Genomic DNA, 14081 nt, shown 5'->3' with positions numbered 1-14081 from the left:
CCGAAGATTACTTTTCAATGGGCTGCGAGGGCTTCCAATCCTTGTAGTTCTCGTAGCGGCTTTCGCGGATCTTGGTGTGGGACCAGATCTCGTCCGCAGTGGGCTGCCAGTTGGCGGCGTAGCTCTTGCACTTCTCGCACAGGTGCTCCACGCTCTCCGGGGACTGCAGGTCGGTGCTGTGGGCACCGGTCTCGTGCACCATCTTCTGCAGCAGTTCGGGGTTTTCCAGCATCGGGCAGGGACGCAGATGGTTCTTGTTGAAGGGCTGGCCGTTGTGATAAGCCATGAACAGCGGGCTGTGCAGGATCTCCAGAATGCTCTGGTCGTGGATATTGGCATTGGAGTAGTGGATGAACACACAGGGCTCTGCATCACCGGCCGAGTTGATGTGGAAGTAGTTGCGGCCGCCGGCAATGCAGCCACCCACAAACTCACCGTCGTTCTGGAAGTCCATGGGGTAGAACGGGATATCGCAGGCCTCCGAGCGCAGATAGCGGATGCGGTCGATCATATATTTGCGCTGCTCCGGGGTAGGCATCAGCTCCGGTGCTGCCTCGTTGCCCACGGGCATGTAGTGGAAGTAGAAGCCGAAGTGTGCACCCTTCTCGCACAGGAAACGCATGAACTCGTCGTTGGTGACAGCTTCGATGTTATCACGGGTATAGCAGATGGAGGTGCCGAAAATGATGCCGTACTTCTTCAGCAGATCCATCGCGTTCATGACAGCGGCATAGTGCCCCTCACCGCGGCGGGCATCGTTGGTCTCCGGGGTGCCCTCGATGGACAGCATGAAGGCAATGTTGCCCAGACGCACCACCTCTTTGCAGAAGGGCTCATCGATGAGGGTGGAGTTGGTGTAGATGGCAAATTCAACATCATTGTGCTTCTCCGCCAGCTTCAGGATATCGGCCTTGCGCACCAGCGGCTCGCCGCCGGTCAGCATGTACAGGTATACGCCCAGTTCCTTGCCCTCGGTAACGATCTTGTCCATATCCTCAAAGCTGAGGTTGTTCTTGTGGCCATACTCGCCAGCCCAGCAGCCCACGCAATGCATGTTGCAGGCAGAGGTGGGGTCGAACAGGATCAGCCACGGAATGTTGCACTGGTACTTCACGCGGTTCTCACGGATGGTCTTCGTGCCGCGGAAGAAGGCTTCATAGCCCAGATTCAGTGCCGTGGTGCGGGCCACGTTGGGGTCGGTCTGATCCAGCACGCAGTTGATGAGCTTGGACCACTTGCTGTCGGGGTCGGTCAGGGTCTGCTTGGCGTGCTCGTAGGCCTCGTCGCTGAACGAGCTGCCATAGAACTGCTTTGCAACATCCACCAGCTGTCCCACGGTTTTCTGACGGTCTTTATCGGCATGAGAAAGCACCACGTCTGCCATTTTACCAACGGCAGCGCGCTGCATTTTATGAGTCAGGTTCTCAACAGAAGTATTCATTATCCTTTTCCTCCAAACAACATCTTCGGAAATCTCTTTTGTTGCCGACATCATACCATTTTTAACAAACGTGCGCCATAAACAGAAAAAGCGCCGTGATAGAAAACCCATCACGGCGCAGATTATGATAAAATTTTGTCGTTCTTCCGGTTCAGCCGTCCTGTTCCAGATGGATCTTATTGCTGGCAAGGCGGCATAACGCACGGCGCAGATCCCCCTGCAGCATCCGTCCTGTACGTTCTACCATTACAGCAGGATCGGTCTTCATATCCCGGCGGATCCATTCCAGCACCACGCCCACCAGCGCATATTTGTAAAAATCCACCACAAACTGCTTGTCATCGTCCTGCACGGTGATATCGCGGCATTCGCGATCCGCAAATTCCTTCAGCATGGGGTCCAGAAGCTTGTAGAGATACTGCTCCACCTGTTCACGGCCCACAGAGCGGTATACGTTCAGCACCAGTGCTTTGTTATCCCGGATCTGGTGCAGGATGTCCAGAAACGCTTCGGTCCATGTATCAAAGCTCTCGCAGCCTTCCATCGCCTTAGTTGCATCTTCTGTCAGGATCCAGTCCACCAGATCGTAAATATCCTTGAAGTGGTAGTAGAAAGTCATGCGGTTCACACCGCAGTCCTCGGTGATATCGTTGATCGTGATCTTATTGAGGGGCTTTTCCAGCAGCAGCTTTTTCAGCGATGCTTCCAGTGCCCGCTTCGTTGTTTGTGACACAAAAACCTTCCTTTCCCGACCGTAGAAATTTTTCCCGCTGCGTACGGCGATTGGCAGCTTTCTACATTATAATACCGCAAAAGCAGTCCCGATTGCAAGCATTGATTCTGTACACTTTGTAAACAAAGAATGACTTCCTGTGTTTCACTCCGGCAGTTTCTCGCTTCAGAAGCCATTTCTCTGCCCCCAAAAGACCCTTCCGGCGGTGTGCAATGCCTGCAAAAGCGGCTTCTTCCGGCAAAAAAGCGGAAAAGGCCCTTGATTTTATATTCCTCTGCGCTTAGAATGGGAGCAGACGGCTGTGAATTAAGTTCCGTTTTGAGGGAGGGTACAAACTATGATGGATACCATTGGTTTTCTGGGCTGCGGCAACATGGGCGGAGCCATCGCCCGTGCCGTCTGCAAAGCTGTTGACCCTAAGAAGGTTTTTCTAGCAAACCGCACTGCGGCCAAGGCACAGGCACTGGCCAAGGAACTGGGCTGCAAAACAGCCACCAATGCTGAGGTGGCCGGTGACTGCGACCTGATCTTTCTGGCCGTGAAGCCCCAGATGATGGAAGCACTGCTGGAGCCGCTCAGATTCACGCTGGACGAGCGCCCCAAGCGCTTTGTGCTGTGCAGCATGGCAGCAGGCCTTTCGATCGCCCGCATTCAGGAGCTGGCCGGTGAGGACTTTCCTGTGATCCGCATCATGCCCAATACCCCGGCATCGGTGGGCGAAGGCATGATCCAGTATTGCTCTTCCAACGTTACCGCAGAGGAAGAGGAAGCGTTCCTCAGGATCATGGCTCCCGCGGGCCGTCTGGACGCCGTGCCGGAAAGCCTGATCGATGCTGCCAGCTGCGTTTCCGGCTGCGGCCCGGCATGGGTGTACCAGTTTATTGAGGCTCTGGCCGACGGCGGTGTGGCCTGCGGCCTGCCCCGCACCAAAGCACAGGAATATGCCGCACAGATGGTTCTGGGCAGCGCAAAGCTGGTTCTGGAAAGCGGAAAGCATCCCGGCGAACTCAAGGATGCCGTATGCAGCCCCGGCGGCAGCACCATTCAGGGCGTGCGCGTGCTGGAAGAGCGTGGCCTGCGCGGTGCGGTGATGGATGCCGTCATCGCCTCGTACAATAAGACTAAGGAAATGGGAAAGGGTTAATGGAATCATGCGCATCGTTGTGAAAGTAGGCACTTCTACTCTGGCATACGCCACCGGACGGCTGAACATCCGCCACACCGAAAAGCTGGTCGAGGTTTTGAGCGACCTGAAAAACGAAGGCCACGAGGTCATTCTGGTGTCCTCCGGCGCCATCGGAATGGGCGTAGGCAAGCTTTCTCTGCCAACCCGCCCAAAGGATACCTCCACCAAACAGGCCTGTGCCGCTGTGGGACAGTGTGAGCTGATGTACACCTACGACCGTCTGTTCAATGCCTATAATCACACTGTGGCGCAGATCCTGCTCACCGGCGTGGACGTGGAGCACACCGAGCGCCGGGTGAACTTCCAGAACACCCTGTCCCGCCTTCTGGAGCTGGGTGCACTGCCCATCATCAATGAGAACGACACCGTTGCCACCGATGAGATCACCTCCATCGGCGACAACGACACACTGGCGGCCATCGTGGCCTGCTGTGCACAGGCCGACCTGCTGGTGCTGCTGAGCGACATCGACGGCCTGTACACGGCCAATCCCCACACCCACCCGGATGCAAAGCTCATCCCGCTGGTGCGGGAGATCACCCCTGCGGTGATGGCACTGGCCGATGGCGCGGGCTCCGCCCTTGGCACCGGCGGCATGGCCACCAAGCTGCGCGCCGCCCGCATGGTGACCGGCAGCGGTGCCGACATGGTCATTGCGAACGGTGCACACCCGGAACTTTTGTATGACATTGCCGCGGGCAAGCCCGCAGGTACCCGCTTTACCGGCCACAAGGAGGACTGAACCTATGACGACACAGCAAATTCTGGAAGCGGCCCGCAGCGCCAAAAGCGCCCTTGCACTGGCCGATAACGCTGTCCGCAGCACTGCCCTGCTGGGCATGGCGGACGCTTTGTGCGATGCGCAGAACCAGTCTGCCATCCTTGCTGCCAACGCCGAGGACATGGCTGCTGCCAAAGGGCACATCAGCGATGTGATGCTGGACCGTCTGGCCCTGACCGTTCCGCGCATCGAAGCCATGGCGCAGGGCATCCGCGAGGTAGCCGCCCTGCCCGACCCGGTGGGCCGGGTGCTGAACCGGGTAGAGCGCCCCAACGGCCTTGTGATCGAAAAGACCGCCGTGCCGATGGGCGTGATCGCCATCATCTACGAGAGCCGTCCCAACGTGACCAGCGATGCCGCCGCCCTTGCCATCAAAAGCGGCAACGCCTGCATCCTGCGCTGCGGCAAGGAGGCCTGGCGCAGTGCCAACGCCATCGTCACCGTTCTGCGGCAGGGCCTGAAAAAGGCCGGTCTGCCCGAGACTTCGGTCTGCCTGATCGAGGACACCACCCACGCTTCCGCCAACGCTCTGATGACCGCCGTAGGCTATGTGGATCTGCTGATCCCCCGCGGCGGTGCAGGGCTCATCCGTGCCTGCGTGGAGAACGCCAAGGTGCCCTGTATCCAGACCGGCACCGGCATCTGCCATATCTATGTAGACGACACTGCCGACCTTTCCAAAGCGCTGGACATCATCGAGAACGCAAAAGCCAGCCGCCCCAGCGTCTGCAACGCCGAGGAGGTGTGCCTTGTGCACTCTGCCATTGCCGGAGAGTTTCTTCCCCGTCTGGCCCAGCGGCTTGGCTCGGACCGCATTGCAAAGGGTCTGCATCCGGTAGAGCTTCGTCTTGACAAGCGCGCCGCCGCCATAATCGCTGGCACGCCTGCCGGCGAAAAAGACTTTGACACCGAGTTTCTGGATTATATCCTTGCCGTCAAAGTGGTGGACAGCGTGGAGGAAGCCATCGACCATATTGCCCGGCATTCCACCGGCCACAGCGAGGCCATCCTGACCCGGACACAGGCCCACGCAGATCTGTTTACCGCTGCTGTGGACAGCGCCGCTGTGTATGTGAACTGCTCCACCCGCTTTACGGATGGCGGCGAGTTTGGACTTGGGTGCGAAATGGGCATTTCCACCCAGAAGCTCCACGCCCGCGGCCCCATGGGACTGGCCGAGCTGTGCAGCTACAAATATATCATCCGCGGCAACGGACAGACCCGCTGAACCCACCTTCCGCGTGTGAAGATCGGGAGTGAGCGATTTCTCCATTCAATTCATCATTTGGCAAAAGGATCTGAAAAGCTTTTTCAAATACAGGCTGGTGCAAATTGCGTCAGCCTGTATTTTTGTTTCACACAGACAGACTGTTTTTGTTTAAAATACAATTTTTGAATTTTGTTTTCATCAGGCCCGTTTAAATCGTTCCCTGATATGGATGAATGTATCCCAGTTTCCTGCACTTCTCACAAAGATATAGTCCTACTTTCTCCATTTTGTTTTGTAAAAAGTACAAGAATCCCCTTGACAGCCCCTATTTCGATGCGGTAAAACTATATTGGAAGATTTGATAACGATTTCACTCCATTTCACTTTCCAATGAGAAAGTTGTTCGTCACACACAACACTATACTTGGAACAAAGGAGAGAGCAATATGACGATCGCCATTCTTGCACATGATTCCCGTAAAGAGCTTGCACTGCAGTTCTGTACTGCTTACAGTGCCATTTTGTCCAAAAACACAGTCATTGCCACCGGTACCACCGGACGGATGCTGGCACAGACCACCGGTCTGCCGGTACATTGCTATCTCTCCGGAAAACTGGGCGGTGTGCAGCAGATCACTTCCCGCGTTGCCTGTGACGAGGTGGATCTGGTGCTGTTCTTCCGCGACCCGCTGAAGGCAGACGCTTCCAGCATCACGGAGCAGAATCTGCTCCGCCTGTGCGACATGCACGGCGTACCCATTGCCACCAACATTGCCACCGCAGAGGTTTTGCTGCGCGGTCTGGATCAGGGCGATCTGGATTATCGAGAGGGAATGCATCCGGCCCTTGTGGAGCCTGTGCCCGCAGCCATGCCCCGCCGTGTGACTGCCTGATTTTGTGTATAGAGTATTGGGAAAGAGCGAGGCTGCTGCAACAGCCTCCTACGAAAGATGAGATAGACTTCCCCGGAAGGGGTCGCCTATCTCATTTTTTTGTAAGCTGAAATTGTGGGAAACCACAATTGAATATTCGGATTAAAGTCAGCAAATGGAGAATCGTAGATAATACGGTTTATGCAGATTATGTGGTAGATTGCAGACAGGATTACGGCTGGCTCATCCGATAATCAACAAAGGCGGTGGCTCCCCTTATTGTGGGAGACCACCGCCTTTTGCTGCGTCTATTGAGGGGGATGATGCAGCAGCCTGCTGAAAAAACGGGCGGCAAACAGTCCTTTTTGAAAACGGTGTAAAGTCAAAAGTTGGGGGTTGTATAGGAACCGCCTGCAAAAGCCTGAAAACGGTGCAGGCGAAGCAATGCAGCCCCCAAAAATCGGCTTCAGCAAAAAGAAAAGCACCATACTCCCTACGAAGTACAGTGCTTTTTGGTGGAGCTATCAGGAGTCAAAACGAACATTTTAGCATCCGGTGACAGCCCGCCATCGGGCGGGTCTTCTCCGGTTTCCAAAGGAATTTCGACGCTATTCTGGTCTCCCATGCAGGAGAACACCAGCTTCATGCGGTTATCATCGTAGACATAGACGGCCACGAGGAAGTTTTTGAACAGCTCCATCTGAAAATCCCGGTCGTGGATGTCGCCCTGCTGCAGCAGTTCCAGATAGGAGATGATTTGCTCCCGGTCGATTTTCACGACATCCTCTTTGGCCACATTCAGCTGGACGCTCAGCCGGGATTGCTCAGTCTCAAGCTCGACCATCCGGGTGCGGGTGGCCTCTGTGATAATCCCCATCTCGATGGCTTTCAGCATATTCGAGGTGGCTTTTTTATTTTCCTCCAACTGCTGCTCCAACGCCTCAATCTGGAGGTCATTGTCGTGCTTTTCCCAGTATTCGACCGTCCGATCTGCTATCCACGCAATGACATCATCGGTCAAGCAGTACATCTTGATGGCCTGAGCCACAGCCGGTTCAATGACATCCCGGCGGATGTTCTTCTTGTCACAGGCGTGCTCGGTGCGCCGCTTCTGGCAGGTGTAGTAGTAATGCAGCTCGCCGTTTCTACTGGTGCCAGATACGCCCGTCATGTAGCTGCCACAATGCCCGCAGCGCAGCTTCCCGGTCAGCAGATAATCTTCTGCCCCGACACGGTGCCGGGTTCCGACTGGATTCTTTTTCATCCTCATGGCCTCCTGTACCCTGTACCACAAATCATCGCTCACTATGCGTGGAATGCCATCGGCCACCCGGACATCCCCGTATATGTAGATGCCCCGGTACCGCTCGTTCTGGCAAATACTCTGGAAGCTGCCTTTGTTCCAGTTGGCTCCCTTGCTGGTCTTGATGCCCTGGGCATTGAGATCTCGCGCAATGTCCACGAACAGGTCACCAGCAGCCACACGGGTGAATATTTCCCGCACAACGGCCGCATTCGCTTCATCCAGCACCACACGGCCATCCTCACCCCGCTTGTAGCCCAAGGGCTGCCGACCGTTCGCCATGCACTTGCTGGCGTTATCATACAGCCCCCGGGTGATGTCCTCCGCCATGTTCTCGCTGTAGAATTGATTCACATTCATCATGTTCCTCAATGCGAAACGCCCGGCGGCTGTATCGTCAAAATCTTCCTCGGCGTAGAACACCTTCACGCCGCAGTCTTCCAGTTTGGCCTCGTTGACCATTGCCTGAAGCATATTGCGGCCAATGCGGTTTGACTTCCATGCCACAACCGCCTGAAATTTGCCTTTTTCAGCATCCCGCATCATTCGCTGGAAGTTGGGCCGCTTATCGGTCTTGCCGCTGATTGCCCTGTCCTCGTATGTACCGACAATGCGCAGTCCAAGCGCAGCTGCGTGCTTCGTACACTCTGCGATCTGCTGCTCGATGCTGACCTCTCGCTGGTTATGCGACGAGTACCGGGCATAGATGACGGCATCGAGGCCAGCAGCAATATTCTTTTTTCGGGCCATCAACCATCACCGCCCACATCAATATGGTAAATTCCATTATCATCTGCAAACGGAATTGGCTTTCCGTTCCACATTCCGAGTGCTTCCAGTTCTGGCATAAGCTCAAACCACTGCTGTTCTGAAATGACCGGAATATTTAGAGCTTTGGCCTGATCGATTTTCTTCTGCATTGGATTGCTACACGCAACCAAAACACCAATCTTCTTCGACACACTCATATCCGCAGTCAAACCGTATGCTGAGAAAATATCGAGAAAATCTAATCGGCTTCGCAACATAACCGGAGTTCCAGTTACATACACCCGTTTATATTCTCTCAGTCGAAGCGCAATTTCTTTCAAATTCATAAAACGGCCTCCGCAACGTAATTCACAATATTATGCCGAAAACGCACAAATTTTTCCGATTTTCGGTATAATTCCACGATTCCATGAAAAGCGGGTGCGTATTTGATATAATTCAGTTGCTGCCGGTGGTTATTTTATCAAGAAAGGACTTGCAAACCCATGAATGATACTGAATTATGCACATCCATTCAAAAATCGCTGGCTTTACTGACTGTTGCTGAAAAAATCAAGTTGCTTCGGCTCCTCAGGACTGCGCAAGGTACTGAATATAGCTCAATGCCTGCTGCTTCTTCTCCGGAGTAAGACCTGAAATAATTTTCATAATCTCTGCATCCAGCTCGTCCTCAATTTCGGGGACGAGTTTTTTGCTGTCTGCATCATCAAGAATGAGTTCTACTGGCATATCGTCAACCTTGACCAGCAAATCAGTCAGGCTCATTCCCATTCCGGATGCAAGCTGCTTCAATTTAGGGAGAGTTGGCGTGACCGGGAGCTTAGTGTTGGGGTTCATTTCCTTTTCCAGCATCGAAATATAGCCATTAGACAACCCGCAAGCAGTAGCAAATTGCCGTTGAGACAGTCCGTGGTCATTCCGGTATTCAATGATTAAATCTTTCAAGGTCATGTTCAATCCCTCCGTTTTGTACAATCCATTATACAATTATAGTCGAGACGCTGTCAATGAGTTTTGTGTAATTTCTTAAACAAAATTTGTGTAATGAACTTGACAAAGGCCATGGGATGTTGTACTATGTGTGTGCAACCGATTAAACAAAATCCGTTGTGAACCGAAAAGATAGGAGGTGACAAGAATGGGCTTCAAAATTAAAGAGGTTCGCAAGTCTTTGAAAATGAGCCAGGAGGAACTTGCCGAAAAGAGCGGCATTAGCCGGGGCACTATCGTTGCGCTGGAAGCCGGTACTGAGCGAGTGACCACCACCAAGACGCTGGTTGCTCTGGCCGCAGCCATGAACGTGAGCATTGACCAGATTTTTTTTGCCGACGATGTTTAATCGGTTACACAGGAGGATCACATGGACACCACAATTCATATCAACGTGGCCGATATTCCCCCGGAAGTCGGTGAGAGCTTTGGCCGCGTGACGCTGGCGGGATTCAAAAAATTCATCGCCCAGCCCGGGAACCGCGAGAAGCTGGAAGCCCAAACGGCTGCCCGCAAGGCTCGCAAAGAAAGGGAGTGTAAGGAATGACCCGGATTCTGATGATCGTGTACGGCATCACCGCCGAACAGGCAGCAGCTCGTGCCCCGGCGGCGCAGTTTGCTGTGACCTCTGTTATCGCAGCCCTGTTTGTCTGGCTGGACAGCATGGGGATGTTCGATGATGTAGGCCGCTGGATGGGGCGCAAGCTCCGGGAGGTGCTGGATGCTGTATCCGACTGACGAAGAAGCTGGCTATCCTGAGCCTCCTGTGTGCCCCCTCTGCCACCAGAGGTGCGATACCATCTACCGCACCGATGATGGCACAATCGTTGGCTGCGACCGCTGCTTAGAGGCCGCAGATGCATGGGAAGTCAACGAGTGCTTCCCGGAAAAGGAGTGATTTTTATGAAAGGATTGGTATTTGACACTGAGAATCGGATTCAGCTCAAGGACTTCGGCGAACCGCTGCTGGATAACCTCCAGAAAGAGGTCGGCGGCTACATCGAGGTGGTTCATCCCAAGTATCTGCCGGAAGGCCTCTGCATGGTGGTAGATGATGAGGGATTGCTGAAAGGCTCCCCCGTCAATAACATTGCCAGCGTCCTCTATGGCACGCCGGAACACGGTCAGCCCATTGCTGGCAACGCCGTGATTCTCGGCGAGGGCTTTGTGGACGGCGAGCGTGATTTTGTGAGCCTGACCGAGGATGATAAAACCAACCTGATTCTCTTGCTTTTCGCGCTCGGCATCAGCATCAAGGACGAAAGCGAGGCCGAATGATGGATCTGGAAAAATTCTACTTCACCTACGGTTCCGATGATGTCCAGCCGTACTGCGGTGGGTGGACGGAGGTTTGGGCACCAAACTACCACATGGCGTGTCAGGCGTTCCGGGCAGTGCATCCCGACCGCATTCCCAATATCCTGAACTGCTCCAGCGTGTACAGCGCAAGGGAGTTCGAGAAAACCAAGATGTTCGGCCCGAGCGGCAACTTCGGCCTCCGCTGCCGGGAGACCATCACTCTGAACATCGCTGTCAACAAGGCCGAGGAGGGGGTGATTTTTTGAAAGTAAGAGGCAAAAAGCTGACCCGCAAGCAGAAAGAGGCCCTCTCCGCACAGGGCTGGGATTTCCGCCTGTACCTCTGTGTCCGGGATGGCCCGGACTTCATGGAGCTGGTCAACCGCACCACTGGCAAGTACATCATGTTCAAAAAATGAAAGGAGAATGCAACATGGCACAGGATACCGCATTGCAGGTCATTGAACTTCAGCAGTTGCCCATCATTGTCGAGCGGCTTCACAGCGTTAAGGCCGATATTGAGCAGCGCACTGCCGAAGCTCTTTCACTGGTCTGCACCGAACAGACCTATAAAAGCGTCAAGGATGCCCGCGCGCAGTTAACCAAGGAATTCAAGGAGTACGAGGCCCAGCGCATTGCTGTCAAGGACAAAATCCTTGAGCCTTACAATGCCTTTGAGCAGGTCTACCGGGAGTGTGTGACGGTACCGTTCCAGCAAGCAGATGCCGAGTTGAAGCAGAAAATTGCGGATGTGACCTCTGGTATTGTGGCTCAGAAAACGGAAAAGCTCATGGATTACTACGGCGAGCTGGTGGAAGCCGCCAACATTGACTGGCTGGATAATCTGACCTACCGCCCGAAGGTCACTATGAGTGACAGCCTGACTTCTTTGAAAAAGCAGGCAAAGGCGTTTGTGGACGGCATTGTGGCCGACGTGGCCGCCATCGAGGGCATGGATAACGCCGCTGAGATCATGGTGGAGTACCGCAGCAATCTGGACTTGCCCACTGCCATCAAGACCGTGGCTGACCGGCACAAGGCGCTGGAAGAACAGCGCAGACGTGAAGAAGAACGCCGCGCCCGGCAGGCAGAGCGGGAAGCTGCTGCTGAAAAGGTTCGTACCGCTGCTGCGGCCGCAGCCAAGGCCCAGCCTGAACCGGCGCAGGAAATCTCCGCAGACCCGGAAATCGCCGTGCAGCCTGAACAGGAGCCGGTACCGCAGCCTAAGCCGGAACCTATCTTCATGACCCGCTTCTATGCAAAGGGCACCAAGGCCCAGCTCGTTGGTTTGAAGCATTATCTTGAAAAGGAAGGTATTGAATATGGCAACGCCTAATAATCAACTGCAAGCGCAGCAGAAACCCAAGTTCTCCGTAGCAATCACCACCAAGAGCTACCAGTCCTTGATCTCCAACACCCTGCGTGACCCGGCCCGCGCCCGCCGTTTTACAGCCTCCATCACCAGTGCGGTGGCTGTCAACCCGGCTTTGCAGGAATGCGATGCCGGTACGATTCTTGCCGGTGCCCTGCTGGGCGAAAGCCTGAACCTCAGCCCGTCCCCGCAGTTGGGCCAATATTATCTGGTTCCGTTCAAGCAGAAGGCCAAGTATGACCGCAACAATCGACTGATCCGCCCGGAAATCACCACGGCCACGTTTGTACTGGGTTACAAGGGGTACGTTCAGCTGGCGTTGCGTAGCGGTCAGTATGCTGATCTCGATGTGATGGAAATCAAGGAAGGCGAGTACCTTGGCAAAGATTCGCTGACCGGCAAGGCAAAGTTCCAGTTTATTGAGGACGACGATCAGCGGGATGCACTGCCTACGGTGGGCTATATGGCCTACTTCGAGTATTTGAACGGTTTCCGCAAGGTGCTGTACTGGTCCAAAGAAAAGATGATGAACCACGCCGACACCTACTCCAAAGCATTCAGCCGCCAGAAGTACGAGGAATTGCAGGCAGGAAAAGTCCCGGAAAGCGAAATGTGGAAGTATTCCTCTTTCTGGTACAAGAACTTTGATGATATGGCAAAGAAAACCCTGCTTCGCCAGCTCATTTCTCGCTGGGGTGTTATGAGCATCGAGATGGCCAAAGCCTTTGAAAGCGACAACACCGTGTCCATGGTGGACGGCAACGGCGAAATCATCCCCGAACCGGAATCTATGCCTAGTGCATCCGAACAGCCGGAGCTGCACACCGGGAAACCGGATGTCGGCGATGGTCAGGGCGCTCTGCCTCATGGGGATATTTCTCAGGGTGAACCGACGACCGTAGAAACGGTAGTTGACCTCAGCTCGTTATGATCGACTACAACATCATATCCACCGGAAGTCAGGGAAATGCGGTGGTGATCGAGCACAAAATCCTCATTGATTGCGGGGTTTCGTTCAAGGCACTGGCAGCGGAATACCGGACGTTGAAGCTGGTGCTGCTGACCCACATCCACAGTGACCACTTTCATCCATCCACATTGCGGCTGCTGGCCTCCAACCGGCCGACGCTCCGCTTTGCCTGCTGTGCTTGGCTGTGCAAGCCGCTGGTGGATGCAGGGGTGCCGGTCTCGCAGATTGACGTTCTGGAGCCGGGACACCTGTACGGATACGGAATCTGCAACGTCATTCCACACATGGTCAAGCACAATGTTCCAAACTGCGGGTGGAAGGTCTGGCTGGACGGGAGAAAGCTGTTTTACTGTACCGACATGAATAACCTAAACGGCATTTCCGCCCCGAACTATGACTTGTACATGGTTGAGGCCAACTATGACGACAAGGACATTCAGGCCAAAATTGCAGAAAAGAAGCTGACTGGCGAATACATTTATGAAAAACGTGTTCTGCGAGACCACATGAGTGTGGCCAAAATCAATGATTGGCTGTACGCCAACATGGGGCCGAACAGTGCCTATATCTATATGCACTGCCATCAGGACAAGGAGGATGCCACATGACCGGGCGGCTGGTGGACATGGCTTTTACCCTCGACGGGAAACAGAGGGTCACGCTGGAACTCAACGGTGACTTCCGGGAAATCTGGGACAAGCTCCATCAGGAGCCGATTCTGGACGTGGAAATCAAAAAGCACAGGGAAAAGCGTAGCCTGTCGGCAAATGCGTATTTCCACGTTCTGTGCAACAAGATTTCTGCGGAGACCGGTGAGAGCGAGGATGCCGTGAAGCGGCGGCTCGTGGTTTCGTATGGAGCGCTTGCCCGCGATAAGGACGGCAAGCCTGTTGGTCTGAAGCTCCCTCCGACCGTGGATCCATGTGACTTTTATCCCTATGTCCGGCTCTATGAAACCCGGCAGGAAAACGGCAAAGACTACTCCTGCTATTTTGTCTACAAGGAAAGTCACAAAATGGATTCAAAGGAGTTTGCTCACCTTGTGGATGGAGCAATCGAGGAAGCTAAGGAATTGGGTATCCAGACCGATACTCCGGAACAGCTGGCCCATTACAAGGAAGAGTGGGCTAAATAGTCAGCTTTTCATGAAAGAG

At 54.3% G+C, this 14081-nt stretch carries 20 protein-coding genes; 15 read left to right on the top strand and 5 right to left on the bottom strand.

Annotated elements, in window-relative coordinates; genetic code table 11:
- Positions 1-7 precede the first annotated feature (7 nt).
- Together MTP37_RS05685 and MTP37_RS05680 are read right to left on the bottom strand one after the other, a co-directional pair.
- On the bottom strand, positions 8-1441 hold the full coding sequence (locus MTP37_RS05685) for a radical SAM protein (RefSeq protein ID WP_249238514.1): 1434 nt from the start codon (positions 1439-1441) through the stop codon (positions 8-10).
- A 151-nt stretch (positions 1442-1592) separates the two neighbouring features.
- Positions 1593-2174, bottom strand: coding sequence for a TetR-like C-terminal domain-containing protein (locus MTP37_RS05680; protein ID WP_249238513.1), 582 nt, complete (start codon positions 2172-2174; stop codon positions 1593-1595).
- Between the two features lie 337 nt (positions 2175-2511).
- Between MTP37_RS05680 and proC the strand changes: the two genes are divergently transcribed.
- The 4 genes from proC (at position 2512) to MTP37_RS05660 (ending at position 6244) form a co-directional block, all read left to right on the top strand.
- Positions 2512-3318 (top strand): pyrroline-5-carboxylate reductase, encoded by an 807-nt coding sequence (proC, locus tag MTP37_RS05675; protein ID WP_249238512.1) that lies wholly within the window; start codon positions 2512-2514, stop codon positions 3316-3318.
- 7 nt (positions 3319-3325) lie between these two features.
- Positions 3326-4102, top strand: a complete 777-nt coding sequence (gene proB, locus MTP37_RS05670) for a glutamate 5-kinase (RefSeq protein ID WP_249238511.1) — start codon at positions 3326-3328, stop codon at positions 4100-4102.
- 4 nt (positions 4103-4106) lie between these two features.
- The gene (locus tag MTP37_RS05665; protein ID WP_249238510.1) at positions 4107-5369 is read left to right on the top strand and encodes a glutamate-5-semialdehyde dehydrogenase; all 1263 of its coding nucleotides are present in this window, start codon (positions 4107-4109) and stop codon (positions 5367-5369) included.
- A 428-nt stretch (positions 5370-5797) separates the two neighbouring features.
- A complete protein-coding gene (locus tag MTP37_RS05660; RefSeq protein WP_177986569.1) occupies positions 5798-6244 on the top strand; it encodes a methylglyoxal synthase in 447 nt (148 codons plus the stop codon).
- Positions 6245-6716: 472 nt separating this feature from the next.
- On the opposite strand, the gene MTP37_RS05655 is transcribed toward MTP37_RS05660, so the two are convergent.
- From MTP37_RS05655 to MTP37_RS05645, 3 genes are all read right to left on the bottom strand, one after another.
- Positions 6717-8276: a recombinase family protein gene (locus tag MTP37_RS05655; protein ID WP_249238509.1), complete on the bottom strand. Its 1560-nt coding sequence runs from the start codon at positions 8274-8276 to the stop codon at positions 6717-6719.
- Positions 8276-8623 (bottom strand): BRCT domain-containing protein, encoded by a 348-nt coding sequence (locus tag MTP37_RS05650; protein WP_249238508.1) that lies wholly within the window; start codon positions 8621-8623, stop codon positions 8276-8278. The genes MTP37_RS05655 and MTP37_RS05650 overlap by 1 nt, the downstream gene beginning before the upstream one ends.
- Before the next feature lie 244 nt (positions 8624-8867).
- Entirely contained in the window at positions 8868-9248 is a 381-nt protein-coding gene (locus MTP37_RS05645) for a helix-turn-helix domain-containing protein (protein WP_249238507.1), read from the bottom strand.
- A gap of 187 nt (positions 9249-9435) precedes the next feature.
- Between MTP37_RS05645 and MTP37_RS05640 the strand changes: the two genes are divergently transcribed.
- The 11 genes from MTP37_RS05640 to MTP37_RS05590 are packed head-to-tail and all read left to right on the top strand — an operon-like array spanning position 9436 to position 14062.
- Positions 9436-9636: a helix-turn-helix transcriptional regulator gene (locus MTP37_RS05640; protein ID WP_249238506.1), complete on the top strand. Its 201-nt coding sequence runs from the start codon at positions 9436-9438 to the stop codon at positions 9634-9636.
- Positions 9637-9657: 21 nt separating this feature from the next.
- On the top strand, positions 9658-9834 hold the full coding sequence (locus MTP37_RS05635) for a hypothetical protein (protein WP_179859164.1): 177 nt from the start codon (positions 9658-9660) through the stop codon (positions 9832-9834).
- Positions 9831-10025: a hypothetical protein gene (locus tag MTP37_RS05630; RefSeq protein ID WP_097772575.1), complete on the top strand. Its 195-nt coding sequence runs from the start codon at positions 9831-9833 to the stop codon at positions 10023-10025. The genes MTP37_RS05635 and MTP37_RS05630 overlap by 4 nt, the downstream gene beginning before the upstream one ends.
- Positions 10009-10185, top strand: a complete 177-nt coding sequence (locus MTP37_RS05625) for a hypothetical protein (protein WP_179859163.1) — start codon at positions 10009-10011, stop codon at positions 10183-10185. The genes MTP37_RS05630 and MTP37_RS05625 overlap by 17 nt, the downstream gene beginning before the upstream one ends.
- Before the next feature lie 5 nt (positions 10186-10190).
- On the top strand, positions 10191-10565 hold the full coding sequence (locus tag MTP37_RS05620) for a DUF3846 domain-containing protein (RefSeq protein WP_249238505.1): 375 nt from the start codon (positions 10191-10193) through the stop codon (positions 10563-10565).
- The gene (locus tag MTP37_RS05615; protein ID WP_146746951.1) at positions 10562-10852 is read left to right on the top strand and encodes a hypothetical protein; all 291 of its coding nucleotides are present in this window, start codon (positions 10562-10564) and stop codon (positions 10850-10852) included. Before MTP37_RS05620 ends, MTP37_RS05615 begins: the two co-directional genes overlap by 4 nt.
- A complete protein-coding gene (locus tag MTP37_RS05610; protein WP_249238504.1) occupies positions 10849-11004 on the top strand; it encodes a DUF6906 family protein in 156 nt (51 codons plus the stop codon). Before MTP37_RS05615 ends, MTP37_RS05610 begins: the two co-directional genes overlap by 4 nt.
- 14 nt (positions 11005-11018) lie before the next feature.
- Entirely contained in the window at positions 11019-11921 is a 903-nt protein-coding gene (locus MTP37_RS05605) for a DUF1351 domain-containing protein (RefSeq protein WP_249238503.1), read from the top strand.
- The gene (locus MTP37_RS05600; protein ID WP_249238502.1) at positions 11908-12888 is read left to right on the top strand and encodes a recombinase RecT; all 981 of its coding nucleotides are present in this window, start codon (positions 11908-11910) and stop codon (positions 12886-12888) included. Before MTP37_RS05605 ends, MTP37_RS05600 begins: the two co-directional genes overlap by 14 nt.
- Positions 12885-13535, top strand: coding sequence for an MBL fold metallo-hydrolase (locus tag MTP37_RS05595; protein WP_256469124.1), 651 nt, complete (start codon positions 12885-12887; stop codon positions 13533-13535). The genes MTP37_RS05600 and MTP37_RS05595 overlap by 4 nt, the downstream gene beginning before the upstream one ends.
- Entirely contained in the window at positions 13532-14062 is a 531-nt protein-coding gene (locus MTP37_RS05590; RefSeq protein ID WP_249238500.1) for a hypothetical protein, read from the top strand. The genes MTP37_RS05595 and MTP37_RS05590 overlap by 4 nt, the downstream gene beginning before the upstream one ends.
- The last annotated feature ends 19 nt before the right edge of the window (positions 14063-14081 follow it).

This window comes from Faecalibacterium sp. HTF-F, assembly GCF_023347535.1.
Lineage (GTDB): Bacteria > Bacillota > Clostridia > Oscillospirales > Ruminococcaceae > Faecalibacterium > Faecalibacterium wellingii.
The sequence above is the reverse complement of the archived record's forward strand: the minus strand, read 5'-3'. Positions and strand labels throughout refer to the sequence as shown.

Excerpts from the sequence above, each read along its gene's own strand:
- MTP37_RS05685 (WP_249238514.1), bottom strand. The coding sequence starts at position 1,441 with ATGAATACTTCTGTTGAGAACCTGACTCATAAAATGCAGCGCGCTGCC.
- proC (WP_249238512.1), top strand. The coding sequence starts at position 2,512 with ATGATGGATACCATTGGTTTTCTGGGCTGCGGCAACATGGGCGGAGCC.
- proB (WP_249238511.1), top strand. The coding sequence starts at position 3,326 with ATGCGCATCGTTGTGAAAGTAGGCACTTCTACTCTGGCATACGCCACC.
- MTP37_RS05665 (WP_249238510.1), top strand. The coding sequence starts at position 4,107 with ATGACGACACAGCAAATTCTGGAAGCGGCCCGCAGCGCCAAAAGCGCC.
- MTP37_RS05660 (WP_177986569.1), top strand. The coding sequence starts at position 5,798 with ATGACGATCGCCATTCTTGCACATGATTCCCGTAAAGAGCTTGCACTG.
- MTP37_RS05655 (WP_249238509.1), bottom strand. The coding sequence starts at position 8,276 with ATGGCCCGAAAAAAGAATATTGCTGCTGGCCTCGATGCCGTCATCTAT.
- MTP37_RS05650 (WP_249238508.1), bottom strand. The coding sequence starts at position 8,623 with ATGAATTTGAAAGAAATTGCGCTTCGACTGAGAGAATATAAACGGGTG.
- MTP37_RS05645 (WP_249238507.1), bottom strand. The coding sequence starts at position 9,248 with ATGACCTTGAAAGATTTAATCATTGAATACCGGAATGACCACGGACTG.
- MTP37_RS05640 (WP_249238506.1), top strand. The coding sequence starts at position 9,436 with ATGGGCTTCAAAATTAAAGAGGTTCGCAAGTCTTTGAAAATGAGCCAG.
- MTP37_RS05635 (WP_179859164.1), top strand. The coding sequence starts at position 9,658 with ATGGACACCACAATTCATATCAACGTGGCCGATATTCCCCCGGAAGTC.
- MTP37_RS05630 (WP_097772575.1), top strand. The coding sequence starts at position 9,831 with ATGACCCGGATTCTGATGATCGTGTACGGCATCACCGCCGAACAGGCA.
- MTP37_RS05625 (WP_179859163.1), top strand. The coding sequence starts at position 10,009 with ATGCTGTATCCGACTGACGAAGAAGCTGGCTATCCTGAGCCTCCTGTG.
- MTP37_RS05620 (WP_249238505.1), top strand. The coding sequence starts at position 10,191 with ATGAAAGGATTGGTATTTGACACTGAGAATCGGATTCAGCTCAAGGAC.
- MTP37_RS05615 (WP_146746951.1), top strand. The coding sequence starts at position 10,562 with ATGATGGATCTGGAAAAATTCTACTTCACCTACGGTTCCGATGATGTC.
- MTP37_RS05605 (WP_249238503.1), top strand. The coding sequence starts at position 11,019 with ATGGCACAGGATACCGCATTGCAGGTCATTGAACTTCAGCAGTTGCCC.
- MTP37_RS05600 (WP_249238502.1), top strand. The coding sequence starts at position 11,908 with ATGGCAACGCCTAATAATCAACTGCAAGCGCAGCAGAAACCCAAGTTC.
- MTP37_RS05595 (WP_256469124.1), top strand. The coding sequence starts at position 12,885 with ATGATCGACTACAACATCATATCCACCGGAAGTCAGGGAAATGCGGTG.
- MTP37_RS05590 (WP_249238500.1), top strand. The coding sequence starts at position 13,532 with ATGACCGGGCGGCTGGTGGACATGGCTTTTACCCTCGACGGGAAACAG.